The sequence below is a fragment of the Nocardia sp. NPDC055050 genome (assembly GCF_053608345.1).
In genome coordinates this window covers 84,334-100,378 of the sequence record NZ_JBSGVG010000005.1, presented here as the reverse complement: position 1 = coordinate 100,378, position 16,045 = coordinate 84,334, and the positions used below count along the sequence as shown (strand labels likewise).

The 16,045-nt window shown below is 65.5% G+C and carries 12 protein-coding genes and 1 pseudogene; 8 read left to right on the top strand and 5 right to left on the bottom strand.

Translation table 11 applies throughout. From position 1 onward, the window contains the following. Positions 1-14 precede the first annotated feature (14 nt). From ACWGCN_RS07425 to ACWGCN_RS07415, 3 genes are all read left to right on the top strand, one after another. Positions 15-488 carry a recombinase family protein gene (locus tag ACWGCN_RS07425; RefSeq protein ID WP_452458418.1) on the top strand — a complete coding sequence of 158 codons (474 nt, stop codon included), beginning with the start codon at positions 15-17 and terminating at the stop codon, positions 486-488. Positions 489-749: 261 nt separating this feature from the next. Beyond that, a complete protein-coding gene (locus ACWGCN_RS07420; protein ID WP_452458419.1) occupies positions 750-2,246 on the top strand; it encodes an ATP-grasp domain-containing protein in 1,497 nt (498 codons plus the stop codon). Then, positions 2,236-2,826 carry a GNAT family N-acetyltransferase gene (locus tag ACWGCN_RS07415; protein WP_452528988.1) on the top strand — a complete coding sequence of 197 codons (591 nt, stop codon included), beginning with the start codon at positions 2,236-2,238 and terminating at the stop codon, positions 2,824-2,826. Before ACWGCN_RS07420 ends, ACWGCN_RS07415 begins: the two co-directional genes overlap by 11 nt. Before the next feature lie 42 nt (positions 2,827-2,868). On the opposite strand, the gene ACWGCN_RS07410 is transcribed toward ACWGCN_RS07415, so the two are convergent. Continuing rightward, entirely contained in the window at positions 2,869-4,164 is a 1,296-nt protein-coding gene (locus ACWGCN_RS07410; protein WP_449964448.1) for a hypothetical protein, read from the bottom strand. Further along, positions 4,140-5,003, bottom strand: coding sequence for a hypothetical protein (locus ACWGCN_RS07405; RefSeq protein WP_449964445.1), 864 nt, complete (start codon positions 5,001-5,003; stop codon positions 4,140-4,142). Before ACWGCN_RS07405 ends, ACWGCN_RS07410 begins: the two co-directional genes overlap by 25 nt. 220 nt (positions 5,004-5,223) lie before the next feature. Between ACWGCN_RS07405 and ACWGCN_RS07400 the strand changes: the two are divergent. Continuing rightward, positions 5,224-5,526 (top strand): annotated as a pseudogene (locus ACWGCN_RS07400) (hypothetical protein); the annotation flags it as partial. 245 nt (positions 5,527-5,771) lie between these two features. Here the strand turns inward: ACWGCN_RS07400 and ACWGCN_RS07395 are convergent. Beyond that, positions 5,772-6,206 (bottom strand): ester cyclase, encoded by a 435-nt coding sequence (locus ACWGCN_RS07395; protein ID WP_452458420.1) that lies wholly within the window; start codon positions 6,204-6,206, stop codon positions 5,772-5,774. A gap of 390 nt (positions 6,207-6,596) precedes the next feature. Here ACWGCN_RS07395 and ACWGCN_RS07390 point away from each other — a divergent pair, with 390 nt between their 5' ends. From ACWGCN_RS07390 to ACWGCN_RS07375, 4 genes are all read left to right on the top strand, one after another. Continuing rightward, complete coding sequence (locus ACWGCN_RS07390; RefSeq protein ID WP_378633322.1) at positions 6,597-7,082, top strand: Lrp/AsnC family transcriptional regulator; 486 nt, start codon at positions 6,597-6,599, stop codon at positions 7,080-7,082. A gap of 197 nt (positions 7,083-7,279) precedes the next feature. Beyond that, positions 7,280-10,753, top strand: a complete 3,474-nt coding sequence (locus ACWGCN_RS07385; protein WP_452458421.1) for an indolepyruvate ferredoxin oxidoreductase family protein — start codon at positions 7,280-7,282, stop codon at positions 10,751-10,753. A gap of 260 nt (positions 10,754-11,013) precedes the next feature. Then, the gene (locus ACWGCN_RS07380) at positions 11,014-12,096 is read left to right on the top strand and encodes a Glu/Leu/Phe/Val dehydrogenase dimerization domain-containing protein (RefSeq protein ID WP_452458422.1); all 1,083 of its coding nucleotides are present in this window, start codon (positions 11,014-11,016) and stop codon (positions 12,094-12,096) included. Beyond that, positions 12,093-13,586 carry an APC family permease gene (locus ACWGCN_RS07375; RefSeq protein ID WP_378991568.1) on the top strand — a complete coding sequence of 498 codons (1,494 nt, stop codon included), beginning with the start codon at positions 12,093-12,095 and terminating at the stop codon, positions 13,584-13,586. Before ACWGCN_RS07380 ends, ACWGCN_RS07375 begins: the two co-directional genes overlap by 4 nt. A 58-nt stretch (positions 13,587-13,644) precedes the next feature. Here the strand turns inward: ACWGCN_RS07375 and ACWGCN_RS07370 are convergent, their stop codons facing one another. Next, positions 13,645-14,385, bottom strand: a complete 741-nt coding sequence (locus ACWGCN_RS07370) for an IclR family transcriptional regulator (protein WP_452458423.1) — start codon at positions 14,383-14,385, stop codon at positions 13,645-13,647. Continuing rightward, complete coding sequence (locus ACWGCN_RS07365) at positions 14,382-15,875, bottom strand: APC family permease (RefSeq protein WP_452458424.1); 1,494 nt, start codon at positions 15,873-15,875, stop codon at positions 14,382-14,384. The genes ACWGCN_RS07370 and ACWGCN_RS07365 overlap by 4 nt, the downstream gene beginning before the upstream one ends. Between the last annotated feature and the right edge of the window lie 170 nt (positions 15,876-16,045).

Genomic DNA, 16,045 nt, shown 5'->3' with positions numbered 1-16,045 from the left:
AGGCCTGTGCGGGATTGTGTCGATTCGGGGAACCCCCACCGCACCCGGGCCGCGATCGGGCGCCGACAAGTTTCGACAGCTCACCCCTGACCTGCGGATTCCCTCAAGCTCCCCCCGGCAACAATGCCCGGTGCAGGGGCCTAACGCTAGGGTCAATCGGTCCCCGAACTGTTGGTTGGCTCCTGCCGCCGCAGCACCGATTCACAGGACCTCACCGCGCAGATCGATACCTTGACCGTCTGGGAGTCGGTGCCCAACGGATCTATGTCGATCATGGACTGACCCGCACCAATCGTGACGGTCCCGGGCTGCGTGAGGCCCTGGCGGCGGTACACGAAGCTGACATGCTGGTCGTGAGCAAACTCGATCGCCTGGTCGGCACCATGCCCGATGCTCGCGCGATCGCCGACGAGCTCACCGACCGGAAAGTCCGGCTCAACATGTCAGAATTCGCGCCTCAGCCACTTGGCCACGGGAGGCAGAAGTAGGCCGCCCAGCCGTCCTGCGCGAACTGAGCCCAGCGGTGCGCGGTGTTGGGGTGGACTCCGAATAGCTCGCTGATCACGATCGCTGGCAGGCCGGTCACATTCTGCCGTACGCCGGGAGGCCGCCCGAATCCGTAGGTGTTCGGAAAACGACGCTGCGCTCAAACAGTCAGTGCGTCAACACTGTTCAGATGCTCAGCGTAGACCTCGGCAGGGCTGCAGTACCCGTGGATCTTGCGGGGCCGGTGCTTGAGTTCGAAGGCTATGACGTCGAGATCGTTCTGGGTGAAGCGGCGAAGGTCGGCGTTCGTTCGCGATATCGAAATACCTTGCCGCAAAAGAGGATCCACCGATCTCGATGACGGTATGATCTTCCTGACACCAATGGTGAAGGTGACTCAGGCGGAAGCCGCGGACGCGGTGCCACACCGCGGCCAACCTGCCGCCGCGGGTATGCGAGGGGTCGGTGACTCGATGAAGCGGATCGCATTTCTCTATACTGACGAATTCCATTGGTCTGCCCCCTATCTCGATGTGGCGCTATCTCGGCTCGGCGCAGAGATCACGGCAAAGCTGTTCTTCATCGAAAATGAGCGTGAAGTACAAGATTTTCCTGTCGAAGCGGAGCAACTGAAGCCAGGAATGGACTGCGACCAACTCGTCGACAAACTTCTCGAGTGGGGTGCGGATGGCGTAATTTCGCTCCCCATGTACGATCAGGAAACGATGCGTGACGCGGTGGTAAAAGATCATCTCGCCGACCGCGGAATACCCATGATTATGCACCGTCCGGAAGTGATCCGGATGTTCAGCAGCAAATGGGACACCAAGGAAGTCGTCCGCAGGTTCGGAATCGAGGCATCCGACGGAATCCTCATCGACGGGGACCTCCTGAACGGTCGGGGCCCTGCTGTTTACGGCTACCCAGCGTACGTGCGGCGTCGGGCATTGGAACTCGGGTTCCCGTTGCTGGTCAAGCCCCTGTGGGATTGCGGCGCCAACGGGATATGTTTCATCGAGAACGAACTCGCATTGATAAATTACCTTCAAGATCCGTATGACGGCAACGCGGTTCTGGAGCAGTGCCTCGAAGGTGAACTGTGCTCGGTCGAGATTGTCGGGCATGACGGGTCCTACGTTATCCAGCCGCTTATCTGGAAAGGGAGAACCGGATCAGCACCGCCCTTCATGGCGTCCGATCGTTTTCGTTACTGCATACCACGTCGAGAAGCGGACGATGCTTTCGCTCCAATCGCCGCTCGGCTGCGAACAATGTGCACCACACTCGGCGTCGAGGGCGTAATAGAGGTAGAGATGATCTACGTCGAGAATACATATCGGGTAATCGAGATCAATCCACGTCTGTCCGGAACGACGACACTGTCCATCGCAGCCTCCGACTGTGACACATATGGATGCTTGGTCGCAATGCTCTTAGGCAATTGGACAGAGGAGTACGCGCGTTCCGGGGAGCGAAGGATGCGCAGCGCATTTCAGTTCCCGGTACTACGGCTGACCGATGAGCTGGTCTATGCTTTGGAGCTAGATTTCGGTCTGGTCAGGACGCGGAGCTTCACATTTCGGGGCCGGGAGTTTCATGACGTCGTTGTTACGTGTGAGTTCACCGAGACCGCACTGCTGAAGAGCAAGCTGGCGTCGCTTCAGTCCAGGTTCAACCTGCTCACGCGCGCCTTGGCAGCAGAAGCCGACGGAGTGATGACTTCCTCGCTGACCGAACTCCCGTTATTCGATGTGCGATAACTCCCCGATGGGAGAGCGATTTGAGGAGCTGCAAATGATAATCGATCGCGCCGTATCGTCGGATGTGGAACAGGTGCTAGCAATGCGATCCGAGGCGGCCGCGTGGCTTCGCCGACTCGGAACCGACCAGTGGTCAGTGGAACCTGATGGCTTCCGGACACATGTGCTTGCGGGAATCGAGGCCGGCGAGACATGGATGCTGCGGGAAGGATCGGAGACTGTCGCAACTATCACGATCGATTCCCGCCCAGACCCCCTGCTGTGGACAGCGGATGAGCAGGCAGAGTCGGCGTCCTACCTGAAGAGGCTGATAGTCCGCCGGTCTCATGCCGGATGCGGCTTGGGGGCTCAGCTCTTGAAGTGGGGTCTTGATCGCTCCGCCAACATAGGAGTCTCATGGTATCGATGCGATGTTTGGACGACCAACATCGCACTCCAGGACTATTATCGACGGCTTGGCTTCACACTTGTCCGGGCGATCGCCCGTGACGACCTCCCGTCCAGCGCGCTCTTCCAGCGTCGGCCGCTGGAAGCCGCGCATCCGATCTTTGCCAACCGCGATGATGACCACCGTGTGTAATAGCGCGAACGCTACCGATTTCCAGTGACCTGTGAACCGATTTCAGTCCTGGACAAGCGTTCGGTCCCAGTCCTGGTCGGCGCCGACGAGGTGAATGCCGAACTCCCTCACCAGAAGGTCCGCGAGATCGAACTCGGCGTCCATCGACGCCGCCAGCCACAGGCGGAGCGGCTCATCGAGTGTCGCATCGAGCATGCGCTCCATCTCCGGCAGACTTGCGTGCTCGGCCTGGACAATCGACGCGAGGAAAAGCTGGACCGCGTCGGAGTCGAGAGTCGGCAACCGGCCGAGGTTCTTGCTGGCGAACCGGATCCAGTCCGGGTCGATGTCGATCATTGCCTCATCGAGCAGCGTGGTGCAATCGTTCGTACGCAGCCGGTGTCCGCCGCGCTCGCAGGCGAGACGGACAACAACACGATCCCTCGCCTGAACGCCTATCCGATACGCAGTCGCGGCATATGCCCGCCGCAATTCCGGGTCGGTGTCGAATTGAAGAAGAAAGCGAAAAATGTCTGCGTCTTCCGCGGCGACCAGCCTGGCCCGAAGCTCCGGAGAAATCACTGTGGGCGCATCCACGCAGAGAGCGAACAGCGCGGGAACTTCCGCGACACGACCTGCACGGAGAAGCTCGTTGGCGTGTGCGGCGAAATCGGTGACGGGACCTGATCGGCCCGAGGACTTGACCATTGCGGCCAACTCTCTCAGCTGCCGTTCCGCGAATGCCCGGTCGAATGCCCGCGCCAACTCGTCCTGCCGCAGCTCGCCGATCGGCTCGTTCGGAAAAGACCGAAGCAATTCGGTCACGGTGGCGTACCGTCCTGCGCGGAGCAGCGTTCGCAATCCTGCTCGACCAGCCTCAACGCTGAATCTTACCGGCACGCCGGAGAGCTGCCGGACGTAGTCTGCGGCACCGAGACGACCCGTCGAAACCAGGACGTCGTAACTACATCGGGCGGCTTCCTCGCTGATCCGTGGCAGCACGCCGGTCATCTTGGAAATATCCTCGATCCCCGTGACGTTGCCGCGCTTGGCCAATGCCTGATACGCCTCGGCCAGCGACTCGGGAGCCACGTCACCGCCGTGGGGCAGTGCGCCGTACAGGAAGCAGAAATCGTCGGCTCGGCAGTCTCGCAGCGCACGATCTCTAGCGGCGGCGAGCTCGAGTGGATTGAGTGAGGTCAATACATCGGTGCGCACGGCGAGCTGTTGGAGAATGTAGATGTCGTCGTGACGGAGGAGCCACGATGCTTCGCGTAGGACAAGCGTTCGGGGAAGCGACGCCAGTCTGCCGGGCTCGTGCTCGCAGAGATTTCTCAAGAGTTCCCGATACGGGCGCACGCCGCCTCCCCGTCTTCGTCCGTGTGCTCCAGCAAATGTGAGTAGGGCTCCAAATAGGACGGGTCGGCGGTGCGGTCGAAGTTGACCATAGCCAGGCGCAAGCTGGGATCATAATCGGTGTGCCCCCGGAAATCGTTCTTTTCGTCAGCGAGCCCCTCGCTCCACAGCCCGGTGTAAACCGGAAGGCCCATGCGGTGCCCGGCGACCGCAATCCGGTAGATGCTTTGAATTTTCGGCGGTACCCAGTCTCCCGGCCGGCTTACACGTTGAAGGTGTGAACCCTGGGCGATGTAGGTCGGGGTCAAATAGATGACCAAATCGACACCGTGCCGATCACATATCTCACCGAGATACTCCATAGTCGCGATCGCTTCCGCTACCCCCTGTTCCTCGCTCATACGTGGCGCAGGCTTGATCAGGACGTAAGAGGTGAGCCGCATACCGAGCTCGCCCAGCAGGGCGATGCGGTCCTCGAACATTCGTCGGCTGATCTTCTTCCGAAGTGTCACCTGCCGTACTTCGTCGTCCTGGGTTTCGAAACCGACGGTCAGATCGATTACCGATGCGGTCGTGCGGGCACGCACATCGATCAGACGACCCCGGCTTATGTACTCCGGGCGTGTTTCGAGCGATAACACCTCTAGGCTTTCCATGCTGGCCGCATGGTCGAGCAGGTGATGGAGAGAGTACGAATGGAAGCGTGTCGGGTCGAGTACCGATCCCTCGTTTCCGAATGAGAATTGCTGGAACGTACCGATATGGTGCTGGTGGTCGTCGAACACCCCGGTGATCTGCTCATTGAGGTCAGCAACCGAGACCGTGCTGGTTGACGACCTCATCGGCAACGCACAATAGCTGCACTCGAACTGACATTTCCGAGTGTAGAAAGAGACCACCAAGTCGGTGCGGCCCAAGAACAGTCGCTTCCCGACATAGATAGGAACTCGCGCATTCGGTATCGATTGCATATGCCCGCCCCGAGTTGAGAGTCCGCCTGGGTATCCCTCAATAGTATGACCCAATTGCGCTGCGGGAGTGCATGTTTCGAGATCTCGACACATGAATCGTGTGAACAGCCTGGATTCCACAAGTGCGACCGCCAGCCCGACTGCGCGCGGACGCGAGAGCGGACGCGGGGGCGCGGACAACGACAGCGAGTGCGCGCGCGACGTACGGAACAGGTTTCACACAAACAGCAGAGCGAACACGAACGCTGTCGGCACCGGCCCGGAGTGGCAGTTGACCTTCCGCGTCGCTGCGGCTGGTCGGGACCGTCTCGCCGAGCGCATCGCGGAGTCGCATCCGTGGAGCGGACTAGAGATCAGCGCGACACCGGCGCCCTGGACGACCGAAAAATACGCCCAGTGGGTCGAAAGCCCAACAGTGCCACAGGAATGGGCGCACGCGCCGCTGTGGCGCGCTAGCAGTCCGGGTCGGCCGGTGCCGCCCCTACCGACGCACCGCTGCGCGACCTCTTTCTGGGTCCGTTTCGCGTACAGACCCAGACCCACCATCGGCCCCGGAGATCCGTTCCCTCATCACGAATCCCAGGGGCGAGGTAGCCGGGGGCCCGGAAGTTGCGTGGGTGCGGTCTCCCACGTCACGAATCAGGTTGTCGCGGAGTGCGCCGACGGGACTACGCCGAGTTGCTGCATCATCCCGAGCGTGTCCCAGGAGGCCCAACTCTCGATGATCTTGCCGTCCGCGAAGCGATTGATCGTAATTCCCTGAACAACTGCCGATTTGCCGGTGGCGGGCATACCCATCATCTCGCCGTCATTGGTTCCGGTTCCCGTCCATCGGGTGGTGACGAAGTCGCCTTCGGCGATCTGTTCGTTGATCAGGAACCGTTGATCCGAGAAAGCGGCGAGATACATCTGCACGAGCCGCCTGAGGCCTTCGGGGCCGTGGACCTCGGCGAACGGGTTCTGCGGATCGTGGTTGATGCAGTCGTCGGCCATGACCTCGTCGAAGACATCGAGGTCTCGCGAGTTCCACGCGTCGAAGATGCGCTTGGCTGAAGCCTTGTTCTGCTCTGACATGGCGTTTCCTAACTGGTAGTGACGCCGAACCGGCGAAGGGGCTCGTCACTACAGGCAGCCTTCGCCACGCCCGGCGTTCAGCACGGTGTGACGCTCGGGCCGACGGAATCCAGCCGTCACAGCCCGATACGAGGACGTTGCCATCACGGAGGATGCCCGCCCCGGATGTTGCCCGGCAAGCACTCAACTCCCCACCGGGCGCAAACTTTGAAGCCGGTGTACGGAATAATTGTGCGCCTTTTTCGCAAGCAAGGTAAGAGGCGACCACGTACACGTTCGATGTCTTTTCCAGCCTCGACGGCGATATCCAGGAACTCGTCTACCGGCCGACCCTGCACGGTTGAGATCAGGTGTGCGGTTCCCGGGTTCGGCGCGTGTCAGAATGCGCCCATGACCATCAAGTTCGACGCGCTCGATGCCGCGTTGCTGGCCGAACTGGCCCGTGACCCCCGGGCGCCGATTCTCGAGCTGGCGCAGCGACTCGGGGTCGCCCGCAATACCGTGCAGGCGCGGATGAAGCGGCTCGAGGCATCGGGTGCCGTACGGGGTTATCCGCCCGATATCGATGTGCAGGCCATCGGGTTCGCGGTGCACGCCTTCCTGGGCATCGAACTCGATCAGAACAAGATGGATCCGATCATCGAGACGCTGCGCGGGTTCCCGCACGTCCTCGAGGTGCACGCCACCACCGGCCGCGCCGATCTGCTGGTGCGCATCGCCGCGCAATCGCAGCAGGATCTCCTGGAGATCATCCAGCGGGTGCACGCCATCGACGGCGTGAACCACACCGAGACCATGCTCGCCCTGGCCACGCCGATCGGGTATCGGAGCCTGCCACTGGTCGAGCATCTGACGAACCGGACGAATCAGCCGTGATGTGACCCAGGTCTCTCGCGCTCGAGCAGATTGATACATCCAGCTCAGTGGTACAGATCACTTTTGAGCAGACTGATCAACTATTCGACTGACTGTTGACACCGATTGCCCTCCACGGCACATTTCGCAGCACCGATAGCAAGTTCCTTCGTTGCGCAGCTCACGATCTGGGTTGTGGAAAGTGTGGTGAGGCGTTCATGACCACCGTCGTCTGTGCGACTGCTCGACCGTCGGCCGAGGCGGCCGCGCCCTACGACCTCGCCGATCGCTACCGCTCCGGCGCGGGCCCGGTGCTGCTGACCGGGGTCCAGGCCATCGCCCGGCTGCTGGTGGAACAGCATGTGCGCGATATTCGCGCCGGTCGCCGCGTCGCGACGTTCGTCTCCGGCTACCAGGGCAGCCCGCTGGGCGGGGTGGACAAGATGCTGCTCGGCATGCCGGAGGTACTCACCGAACACGACATCACCTTCGTCCCCGGGTTCAACGAGGAACTGGCCGCCACCGCGGTCTGGGGCAGCCAGGCCGAGCTGCCCGCCGGGCGGCCGACCCACGACGGCGTGGTCGGTGTCTGGTACGGCAAGGGTCCCGGCGTCGACCGCGCGACCGACGCCATCCGGCACGCCAACATGTACGGCGTGAATCCGCGCGGCGGCGTGCTGCTGCTGGTGGGCGATGATCCGGCCTCGAAATCGTCGACCGTACCCGCGGTGAGCGAACGCTCGCTGGCCGCGATGGGGGTGCCCGTTCTGTTCCCGCGCAATGCCGAGGAGATCATCACCCTCGGTATGCAGGGCATCGCGATGTCGCGGGCCTCGGGGTGCGTGGTGGCGTTGAAGATCGTGGCCGATGTCGCCGACGGGGCGTGGACGGTCGACGAGGGCGTGGCCGACCTCGCCCTGACGGTGCCCGAAGTGCAGTGGGAGGGAACGCCTTTCGTCTATCGACAGCGACCGATGGCGGCGCCGACCGACAGTGTGCTCGCCGAAGCGGACCTCTACGGGCCACGCTGGGCGACGGTGCACGCCTACGGTGCGGCCAACGCTCTCGACGTCGTCGAGGTGGACCCGGCCGAGGCGAAGGTGGGGATCGCGGCCACCGGCACCACCTTCGACGCGGTCCGCCAGGCTCTGCTCGATCTGGGTGTCGACGAGGCGAGCATGCACCGCGCCGGAATCCGGTTGCTGCGCATCGGCATGCCCTATCCGCTGGGCACGGCCGCGCTCACCGAGTTCGCCCGCGGGCTCGAGCAGTTGATCGTCGTCGAGGACAAGACCGCGTTCATCGAAACGCAGGTCCGCGAGATCCTCTACGGCACCCCGGACGCGCCGCGCGTGCTCGGCAAGCGCGACGAGCGCGGCGCGCGCCTGATGCCGGTCGACGGCGAGCTCACCGCCGGACGGCTGCTGGCGCCGCTGCGCCGGGTGCTGCGCGGACAGGTGGAGCTGAAACGGGCAGCGCCCCCGGCACTTCCACTGGAGGTTCTCTCCGCCAAGCGGACGCCCTATTTCTGCAGCGGCTGCCCGCACAACCGCTCCACCGCCCTGCCCGACGGCTCGATCGGCGGCGGTGGCATCGGCTGTCACACGCTGGTCACCATGTCCGGGCGCACCGACAGCGCGGTCACCGGGCTCACCCAGATGGGCGGTGAGGGCAGCCAGTGGATCGGGCAGGCGCCGTTCACCGATGTGCCGCATCTGTTCCAGAACATCGGCGACGGCACCTTCTTCCATTCCGGGCAGCTGGCGATCCAGGCCTGCGTCGCGGCCGGGGTGAACATCACCTACAAGCTGCTCTGGAACGAGGTCGTCGCGATGACCGGCGCCCAGGACGTGGAGGGCGGGATCACCGTCGCGCAGCTCACCCACAAACTCACCACCGAGGGTGTCCGCAAGATCGTCATCTGCGCCGATGAGCCGAAGCGGCACAGCAAGCGAGCGCTGGCGAAGGGCACGCTGCTCCTGCATCGCGACCGGCTCGACGAGGCGCAGAAACTGCTGCGCGAGATCGAGGGCGTCACGGTGCTGATCTATGACCAGCACTGCGCCGCCGACGCCCGCAGGCAGCGCAAGCGCGGAACACTGCCGACCCGCAACACCCGGGTGGTGATCAACGAGGCCGTGTGTGAGGGCTGCGGTGATTGCGGCGCCAAGTCGAACTGCCTGTCGGTGCAGCCGGTCGAGACCGAGTTCGGGCGCAAGACCCGCATCGATCAGACCTCGTGCAACACCGATTACAGCTGCTTGGACGGCGATTGCCCGTCCTTTGTGACGGTGGAGGTGGATCCGGCCAAGGGCAAGTCCCAGCGGCGCGAACCCGTCGAGCCGCCTGCCGTAGCCGACCCGGGCGTGGACGCACCGCAGCGCACCCAGAACGTGCTGATCGCCGGAATCGGGGGCACCGGCATCGTGACGGTGAACCAGGTCCTGGCCACCGCCGCCCTGCGCGCAGGCTACGAGGTGGAGAGCCTGGACCAGATCGGCCTGAGCCAGAAGGCCGGCCCGGTGCTGTCCCACCTGCGGTTCTCCACAACGGAATTGGAGCCGGCCAACCGGCTCACCCCCGGCAGCGCCGACTGCCTGCTCGCCGTCGACCTGCTCACCGCCACCGACCCCCGCTACCTCCAGTACGGCGACGCGGCGAGCACCGTGGCAGTGGCGTCGACGAGCCAGACCCCGACCGGCGACATGGTCTTCGACAAGTCGGTGGCCTACCCCGCGACGGACACTCTGCTGGATCGGCTTGCCACGGTGACGAATTCGATCAATCACTTCGACGCGCTCGCGGCGGCACTGACGCTGTTCGGGAACACGGCAGCGGCCAATTTCCTGATCGTGGGCGCGGCCGTCCAGAACGGCGGGCTGCGCCTGCCGGTCGCGGCGATCGAGGAGGCCATCGGGATCAACGGTGTCGCGGTGAACGCCACCATCGCGGCGTTCCGGTGGGGACGGGTCGCCGTCGCCGATCCGGCGGCGTTCGCGGCGGCGGTCGACACAGGCCGACCGCGGCGCACCCCGCCGGTGGCGCCCGCGGAGTTGCTGGCGAACACCAGCTTCGAGGGCGAGGTGCGCCGGGTTGTGGAACTGCGAGCGGCTCAGCTGATCGGCTACCAGAACGCGAAGGTGGCACACCGTTACCTCGAGACGGTCGAATCCGTCTGGGCGGCAGAGCGTTCGGTCACCGAGCGCACCGAGTTCAGTGAGGCGGTCGCGCGGGGGCTGTTCAAATTCACGGCCTACAAGGACGAGTACGAGGTGGCTCGGCTGCTCGTGGACCCGGACTTCCTCGCCGATGTGCAAGCCCAGGTGCCCGGTGGCGAGAAGCTCACCTACAAGCTGCACCCGCCGATGCTGCGTGCGTTGGGCCGCGACAAGAAGATCGGTCTGCGGCCGAAGTCGCATGTGGCGCTGAAGGTTCTGGCCAAGGGCAAGTTCCTGCGCGGCACCAGGCTCGACCCCTTCGGCTACGCCCACGTCCGCAAGGTCGAACGCGAACTGCTGGCCCACTACACCGACATGGTGCGCCGGCTGGCACACGATCTGACCACCGAGAACTACGAAACAGCCACTGCGGCAGCGGCACTGACCGATGTCGTGCGCGGCTACGAGGACATCAAGCTCGGCAATGTCGAGCTCTACCGCGCACAGCTGCGCGAGCTCGGCATCGACTCCTGACGGGAGACGTTGCCACCGAGCCCACGGCACCATCCACCTCCGCGTTCGCTCGACCACGTCCTCACCGCCACACGAACCCTGCCCCTGCGGCGTGCACCGCCGCGGCAAACGGCTGAGCACATCGCCGCGCCGCAGCGCACCCGCGCCACCACTACGTCGCCGCACCAGCGGCACAACTGAAACTGCCGCGGACCCGCGGCACCACAACCCCGCAGCCCAGGGCACAACCCTGGTGCGCGGAACCGGAAAGGAAATCGACAGTGACCGTTGCGCACACCGAAGCAGGAGTCTTCGGCCGATCGCACGAGCTCAGCGCCCGCGCCCACGAGCAGGTCGTGTTCTGCGAGGACGACAGATCCGGGCTGAAGGCGATCATCGCGATCCACTCGACCGCACTCGGCCCCGCCCTCGGCGGTACCCGCTTCTACCCGTACGCCGATGAATCCGCGGCCCTGCAAGACGTGCTGCGACTGTCCTGGGGAATGACGTACAAGGCCGCGGCGGCGGGGGTGGATCTCGGTGGCGGCAAAGCGGTGATCATCGGCGATCCGGCCACTCACAAGAGCGAGGACCTGCTCGCCGCCTACGGGCGGTTCGTCGAAACCCTCGGTGGGCGCTACATCACCGCCGGTGACGTGGGCACGAACACCGACGATCTGGATGTCATCGGTCGGCACACGCGCCACGTCACCGGCCGCAGTGTCGGCGCGGGCGGCAGCGGCGACAGTGCCCGGCTGACCGCGCTCGGCGTCTTCCACTCGATGCGGGCCGGAGCCGAGTTCGTGTGGGGCGCACCGACACTGGCCGGGCGCACGGTCGGCGTCGAGGGTGTCGGCAAGGTGGGGCGCGAACTCACCGCCCTGCTGCTCGCCGACGGCGCCGAGGTCTGCGTGACCGATGTGAACGAGGCGGCGCTGCGGCGCGTCACCGACGAACTGCCCGCCGTCCGGCTGCTGTCGACAGTGTCCACCGCGCCGGTCGACGTGTACGCCCCCTGCGCGATGGGCGCCACCCTCACCGCGGCGAGCGCCGCGACGATCGAGGCGAAGCTCATCTGCGGTGCGGCGAACAACCAACTCGCGACACCCGAGGTCGAGCAGGCGCTCACCGACCGCGGCATCACCTGGGTGCCCGATTTCGTGGCCAATGCCGGTGGCCTCATCCAGGTGGCCGGTGAACTGCGCGCCGCCACGCCGGCCGAGGTCGAAGCCGAGGTCGCCGACATCTACCCGCGCTGCCGCGAGATCATCGCCGCCGCCATCACCGAGGGGATCGGGACCGGCGCCGCCGCCAACCGGTTCGCCGAGCGCCGTCTCGATGCCATTCCGAGGTCGCTGCGATGATGAACAAGAGCAGCCTGTTCCGGACCAAGTCGGTCGAACAGTCGATCCGGGACACCGACGATCCGGATGCCAAGCTCCGCAAGGATCTGACGGCGAAGGACCTGACGATCTTCGGTGTGGCGGTCGTGATCGGCGCAGGCATCTTCACCCTCACCGCGCGCACCGCGGGCACGGTGGCGGGACCGGCGGTGTCGCTGGCCTTCGTCTTCGCCGCGATCGCGTGCGGGCTCACCGCCCTGTGCTACGCGGAGTTCGCCTCGACCGTGCCGGTGGCGGGTAGCGCGTACACCTTCGCCTACGCCACCTTCGGCGAGGTGATCGCCTGGATCATCGGCTGGGATCTGATCCTGGAGTTCGCGCTCGCGGTGTCGGTGGTCGCCAAGGGCTGGTCGCAGTACCTCGGCGAAGTGCTCGGATCATCGGCGCCGGTGCTCCACCTCGGCACGGTGAAGTTCGACTGGGGCGCGGTGGTGATCATCGCGGTGGTCGGCGTGCTGCTGGCCACCGGGACCAAGCTGTCGTCGCGGGTGTCGGCCATCGCCGTCGCGATCAAGCTGGGCGTGATCGCGCTGGTGCTGGTCGTCGGCGCGACGTATTTCAAGCCGTCGAACCTGACCCCCTACATCCCGCCGGCGCAACCGTCGGAGAAGGCCGAGGGGATGCACCAGTCGCTGTTCGCCTTCCTCACCGGCTCCGGTGGCACCAGCTACGGCTGGTACGGGCTGCTCGCCGCGGCCAGCCTGGTGTTCTTCGCCTTCATCGGCTTCGACGTGGTCGCCACCACCGCCGAGGAGACGCGCAACCCACAGCGCGACGTCCCGCGCGGCATTCTGGCGTCGCTGGCGATCGTGACGGTGCTCTACATCGCGGTCTCGCTGGTCCTCACCGGCATGGTGTCCTACACCGAACTGGCCGACGGCAACGCCACATTGGCCACCGCCTTCGCCATCCACGGCGCCACCTGGGTGAAGAACATCATCGCCATCGGCGCGCTGGCCGGGCTGTCGACCGTGGTGATGGTGATGTTCCTCGGCCAGACCCGGGTGCTGTTCGCCATGGCCCGCGACGGTCTGCTGCCTCGCGGTCTCGCGCAGACCGGCAAGAAGGGCACACCCGTGCGGCTGACTGTGCTCGTCGGTGTGGTGTGCGCACTGCTGGCCGGTTTCGTCGAGTTCGGCACGCTGGAGGAAATGGTCAATATCGGCACACTGGTCGCGTTCGTCCTGGTGTCGATCGGGGTGCTGGTGCTGCGTCGCACCCGTCCGGATCTGCCGCGCGGGTTCCGCGTTCCGTTCGTCCCGGTGGTTCCCGTTCTCGGCGCTCTGGCCTGCGTGTGGCTGATGGTCAACCTCTCGATCGAGACCTGGCTGCGCTTCGTGATCTGGATGGCACTCGGTGTCATCGTGTACTTCGCCTACGGGCGCAGGCACTCGGTCCTCGGTCGCAGGCGACCCGATTCCGCGGAACCGGAACTGACACCGGTTCGATAGACCCGCTGCACACCCGGGGCCCGGCGATTCGGTGGATCGCCGGGCCTCGGGTGTGCGGTCACAGTGTCAGCTGATCGGCCGCCGACGTGAGCAAGTCGATGAGGTCGCGATCGTGCACGGGCAGGCGGCCGGTCTTGCCGATCGCGGCCAGGGCACCGGTGACCGTGCCGTCGGCGGTGCGGATCGGGACGGCGACGGCGCTGCGGCCGAGGCGGCATTCGTTCACCTCGACGGCCACGGCGTCCGCGGCGACTCGGCGTAGCTCAGCGGCGAGATCGGCGGCGTCGGTGATAGTGAAGGTGGTGATCTTGCGCAGCGTGGCCTCGGCCGCGAAGTCCGGGTACCGCGCCAACAGGATCTTGCCGATGGCCGAGGCGTGCGGGCAGGCGAGCAGCACCTTCTCCCCACTCAGCTCATGGTCGGGGTCCTTGTCGACCATCCTGATCCGGCCGCCGGCGAAGGAGGCGAGATGGATGCCGAAACGCAACTGGGCGCGCACTTCACCGAGGATCCGGTGATTGCCGGAGACAGGCTCGGGAGCGGCGGCTCCGGCGAGCTCACGAGTACGGCGGCCGAGAGCGAAACCGGACAGGTCCTCGATCCGCACCAGGTAGCCGTCGGCGACGAGGAGATTCAGGAGGCGGTACGCGGTGGCGGGGGCGATGCCGGTCTGCGCGGCGATGTCCTTCGCGGTGGCGCCCGAACCCAGCTGCGCTACCGCCTCGAGCAGAGCGAGGGCCTTCTGGACAGCCCTCGGCTCGTGCCCGGTCGGGCCGTCGCGGCGGGTCGTCGTTGTCACTGTTCGCCGCGGTCCGCCCCTACCAGGGCCATCGCGCCGCGGGCGTTGACGGCGAACACCCCGGCGCCGGGCAGCACGTCAGCGGATTCGGGACTGTCGAAAACACCGATGGCCGTGAGACTTTCGGGACAGCTGTCCCGCAGACAGCGGTACCAGGCAGCACCGGCCAGCAGCACCGCGAGCACCGTCGCGGGCGCGACCACCACACCGTCGCTCGCGTCCGACACCGTCAGACAGACCAGCACCGCGGCGAGCACCCCACTGCCGACCCAGCCGGCGACGAGGTCGACGCGGCTGCGCTCGCGGATACGGCCGAGCAACAGCACCGCACCCACCGCGACCAGGATGTAGGACACCGCGAGCGCCGTGCGCATGACGGTCTTGGCCGCGGCGGGCACACCGTCGAGCGCGACGAAACCCGAACCGGCCGTCGCGACGATGCCGATGATCAGCACCAACGCCACGTGCGGGGTCCGCAACCGCGGACCGACCCGGCTCAGCAGGCGCGGCAGCACACCCTCCACACTCATCGAATACAGCAGTCGCGACGCGGCGTTCGACGAAGCCATCGACGACCCGAGCCACGAGCAGGTCAGCCCCGCGTCGAGCAGGATCACCACGAGCAGACTCGACCCACTCGCCGTCCCGTGCAGATACGCGTTCACCACCGTTCCCGCATGCCCGGACCAGGCCGCCCACGACGCGAAGATGAACAGCGCCCCGCACAGCACCGGGGTGAGCAGCACCGTACGGGTCACGGTGACCAGCGGACGCCGCGTCTCCGGTGCGAAGAACGTGGCGCTCTCGAAGCCCGCGAGCGCGAACAGCGCCGACATCGCGATGGCCAGCACCGCGGGAACATTCGGCGCGGCCGGGGTGATCGCGACAGCAGGCCCCGACACCAGCATGAGGCCGATGATGAAGGCCAGCGAACACGCCTCGACCGCCAGAATCGCGATCGCGGCGAACCGCACACCACGCACCAGCACCGCGCCGATCAGCACCGCGATGCCGAGATAGACGGCCCCGATCTGCCAGCCGCGCAACGTGATTCCCAGCTGCGCTGCCAAGGCGAGAGCGGTCTGCGACCCGTGATACATCGTCAGCGACGCACTGCCCAGGTACTTCACGAGCATTCCGACGCCACAGGTCAGCGCCGCACGCGGTCCGGCGCCGTGGCTGACGAAGGTGTAGAGCCCACCCGCCGCGGACAGCCGCCGGGTGAACTGTGCGACGCAGTACGCGATCAGCGTGATGACCAGCGTCGCGATGACGATCGTCACCAGGCCGGGCAGCAGGGCGTCGTGGGTGAGCATCGTGACCGGCAACAGCACCATCGACGCGGCGGGCGCGGTGGTCGCGATCGACTGGCCGAGCAACGCCACACCCGGCAGTTGTCTGCGCCCCAGCGCACGCAACGGCGACACCGCGGGGCGCTCGGGTTCCCCGGCCGCGAACGAGCGCGCGACCGCGTCGGCCAGTGCCGTCACCACACACCTCCCAGCGTTGTCGGTGCGGGCGAGGATATCCAGACCTGGTTTCGGCGGTATTGCGGGCGCGAGTCGGGGCGATGGTCACCGAGCGAGAAAGCGACCGCGGCGGATCTCACTCGCCGATCGGTGAACGTTTTCCGCGGCGTAGCGGCACCGACCCACCGTCG

Excerpts from the sequence above, each read along its gene's own strand:
- ACWGCN_RS07420 (WP_452458419.1), top strand. The coding sequence starts at position 750 with ATGACGTCGAGATCGTTCTGGGTGAAGCGGCGAAGGTCGGCGTTCGTT.
- ACWGCN_RS07390 (WP_378633322.1), top strand. The coding sequence starts at position 6,597 with ATGACCATCAAGTTCGACGCGCTCGATGCCGCGTTGCTGGCCGAACTG.
- ACWGCN_RS07395 (WP_452458420.1), bottom strand. The coding sequence starts at position 6,206 with ATGTCAGAGCAGAACAAGGCTTCAGCCAAGCGCATCTTCGACGCGTGG.
- ACWGCN_RS07385 (WP_452458421.1), top strand. The coding sequence starts at position 7,280 with ATGACCACCGTCGTCTGTGCGACTGCTCGACCGTCGGCCGAGGCGGCC.
- ACWGCN_RS07415 (WP_452528988.1), top strand. The coding sequence starts at position 2,236 with ATGTGCGATAACTCCCCGATGGGAGAGCGATTTGAGGAGCTGCAAATG.
- ACWGCN_RS07405 (WP_449964445.1), bottom strand. The coding sequence starts at position 5,003 with ATGAGGTCGTCAACCAGCACGGTCTCGGTTGCTGACCTCAATGAGCAG.
- ACWGCN_RS07375 (WP_378991568.1), top strand. The coding sequence starts at position 12,093 with ATGATGAACAAGAGCAGCCTGTTCCGGACCAAGTCGGTCGAACAGTCG.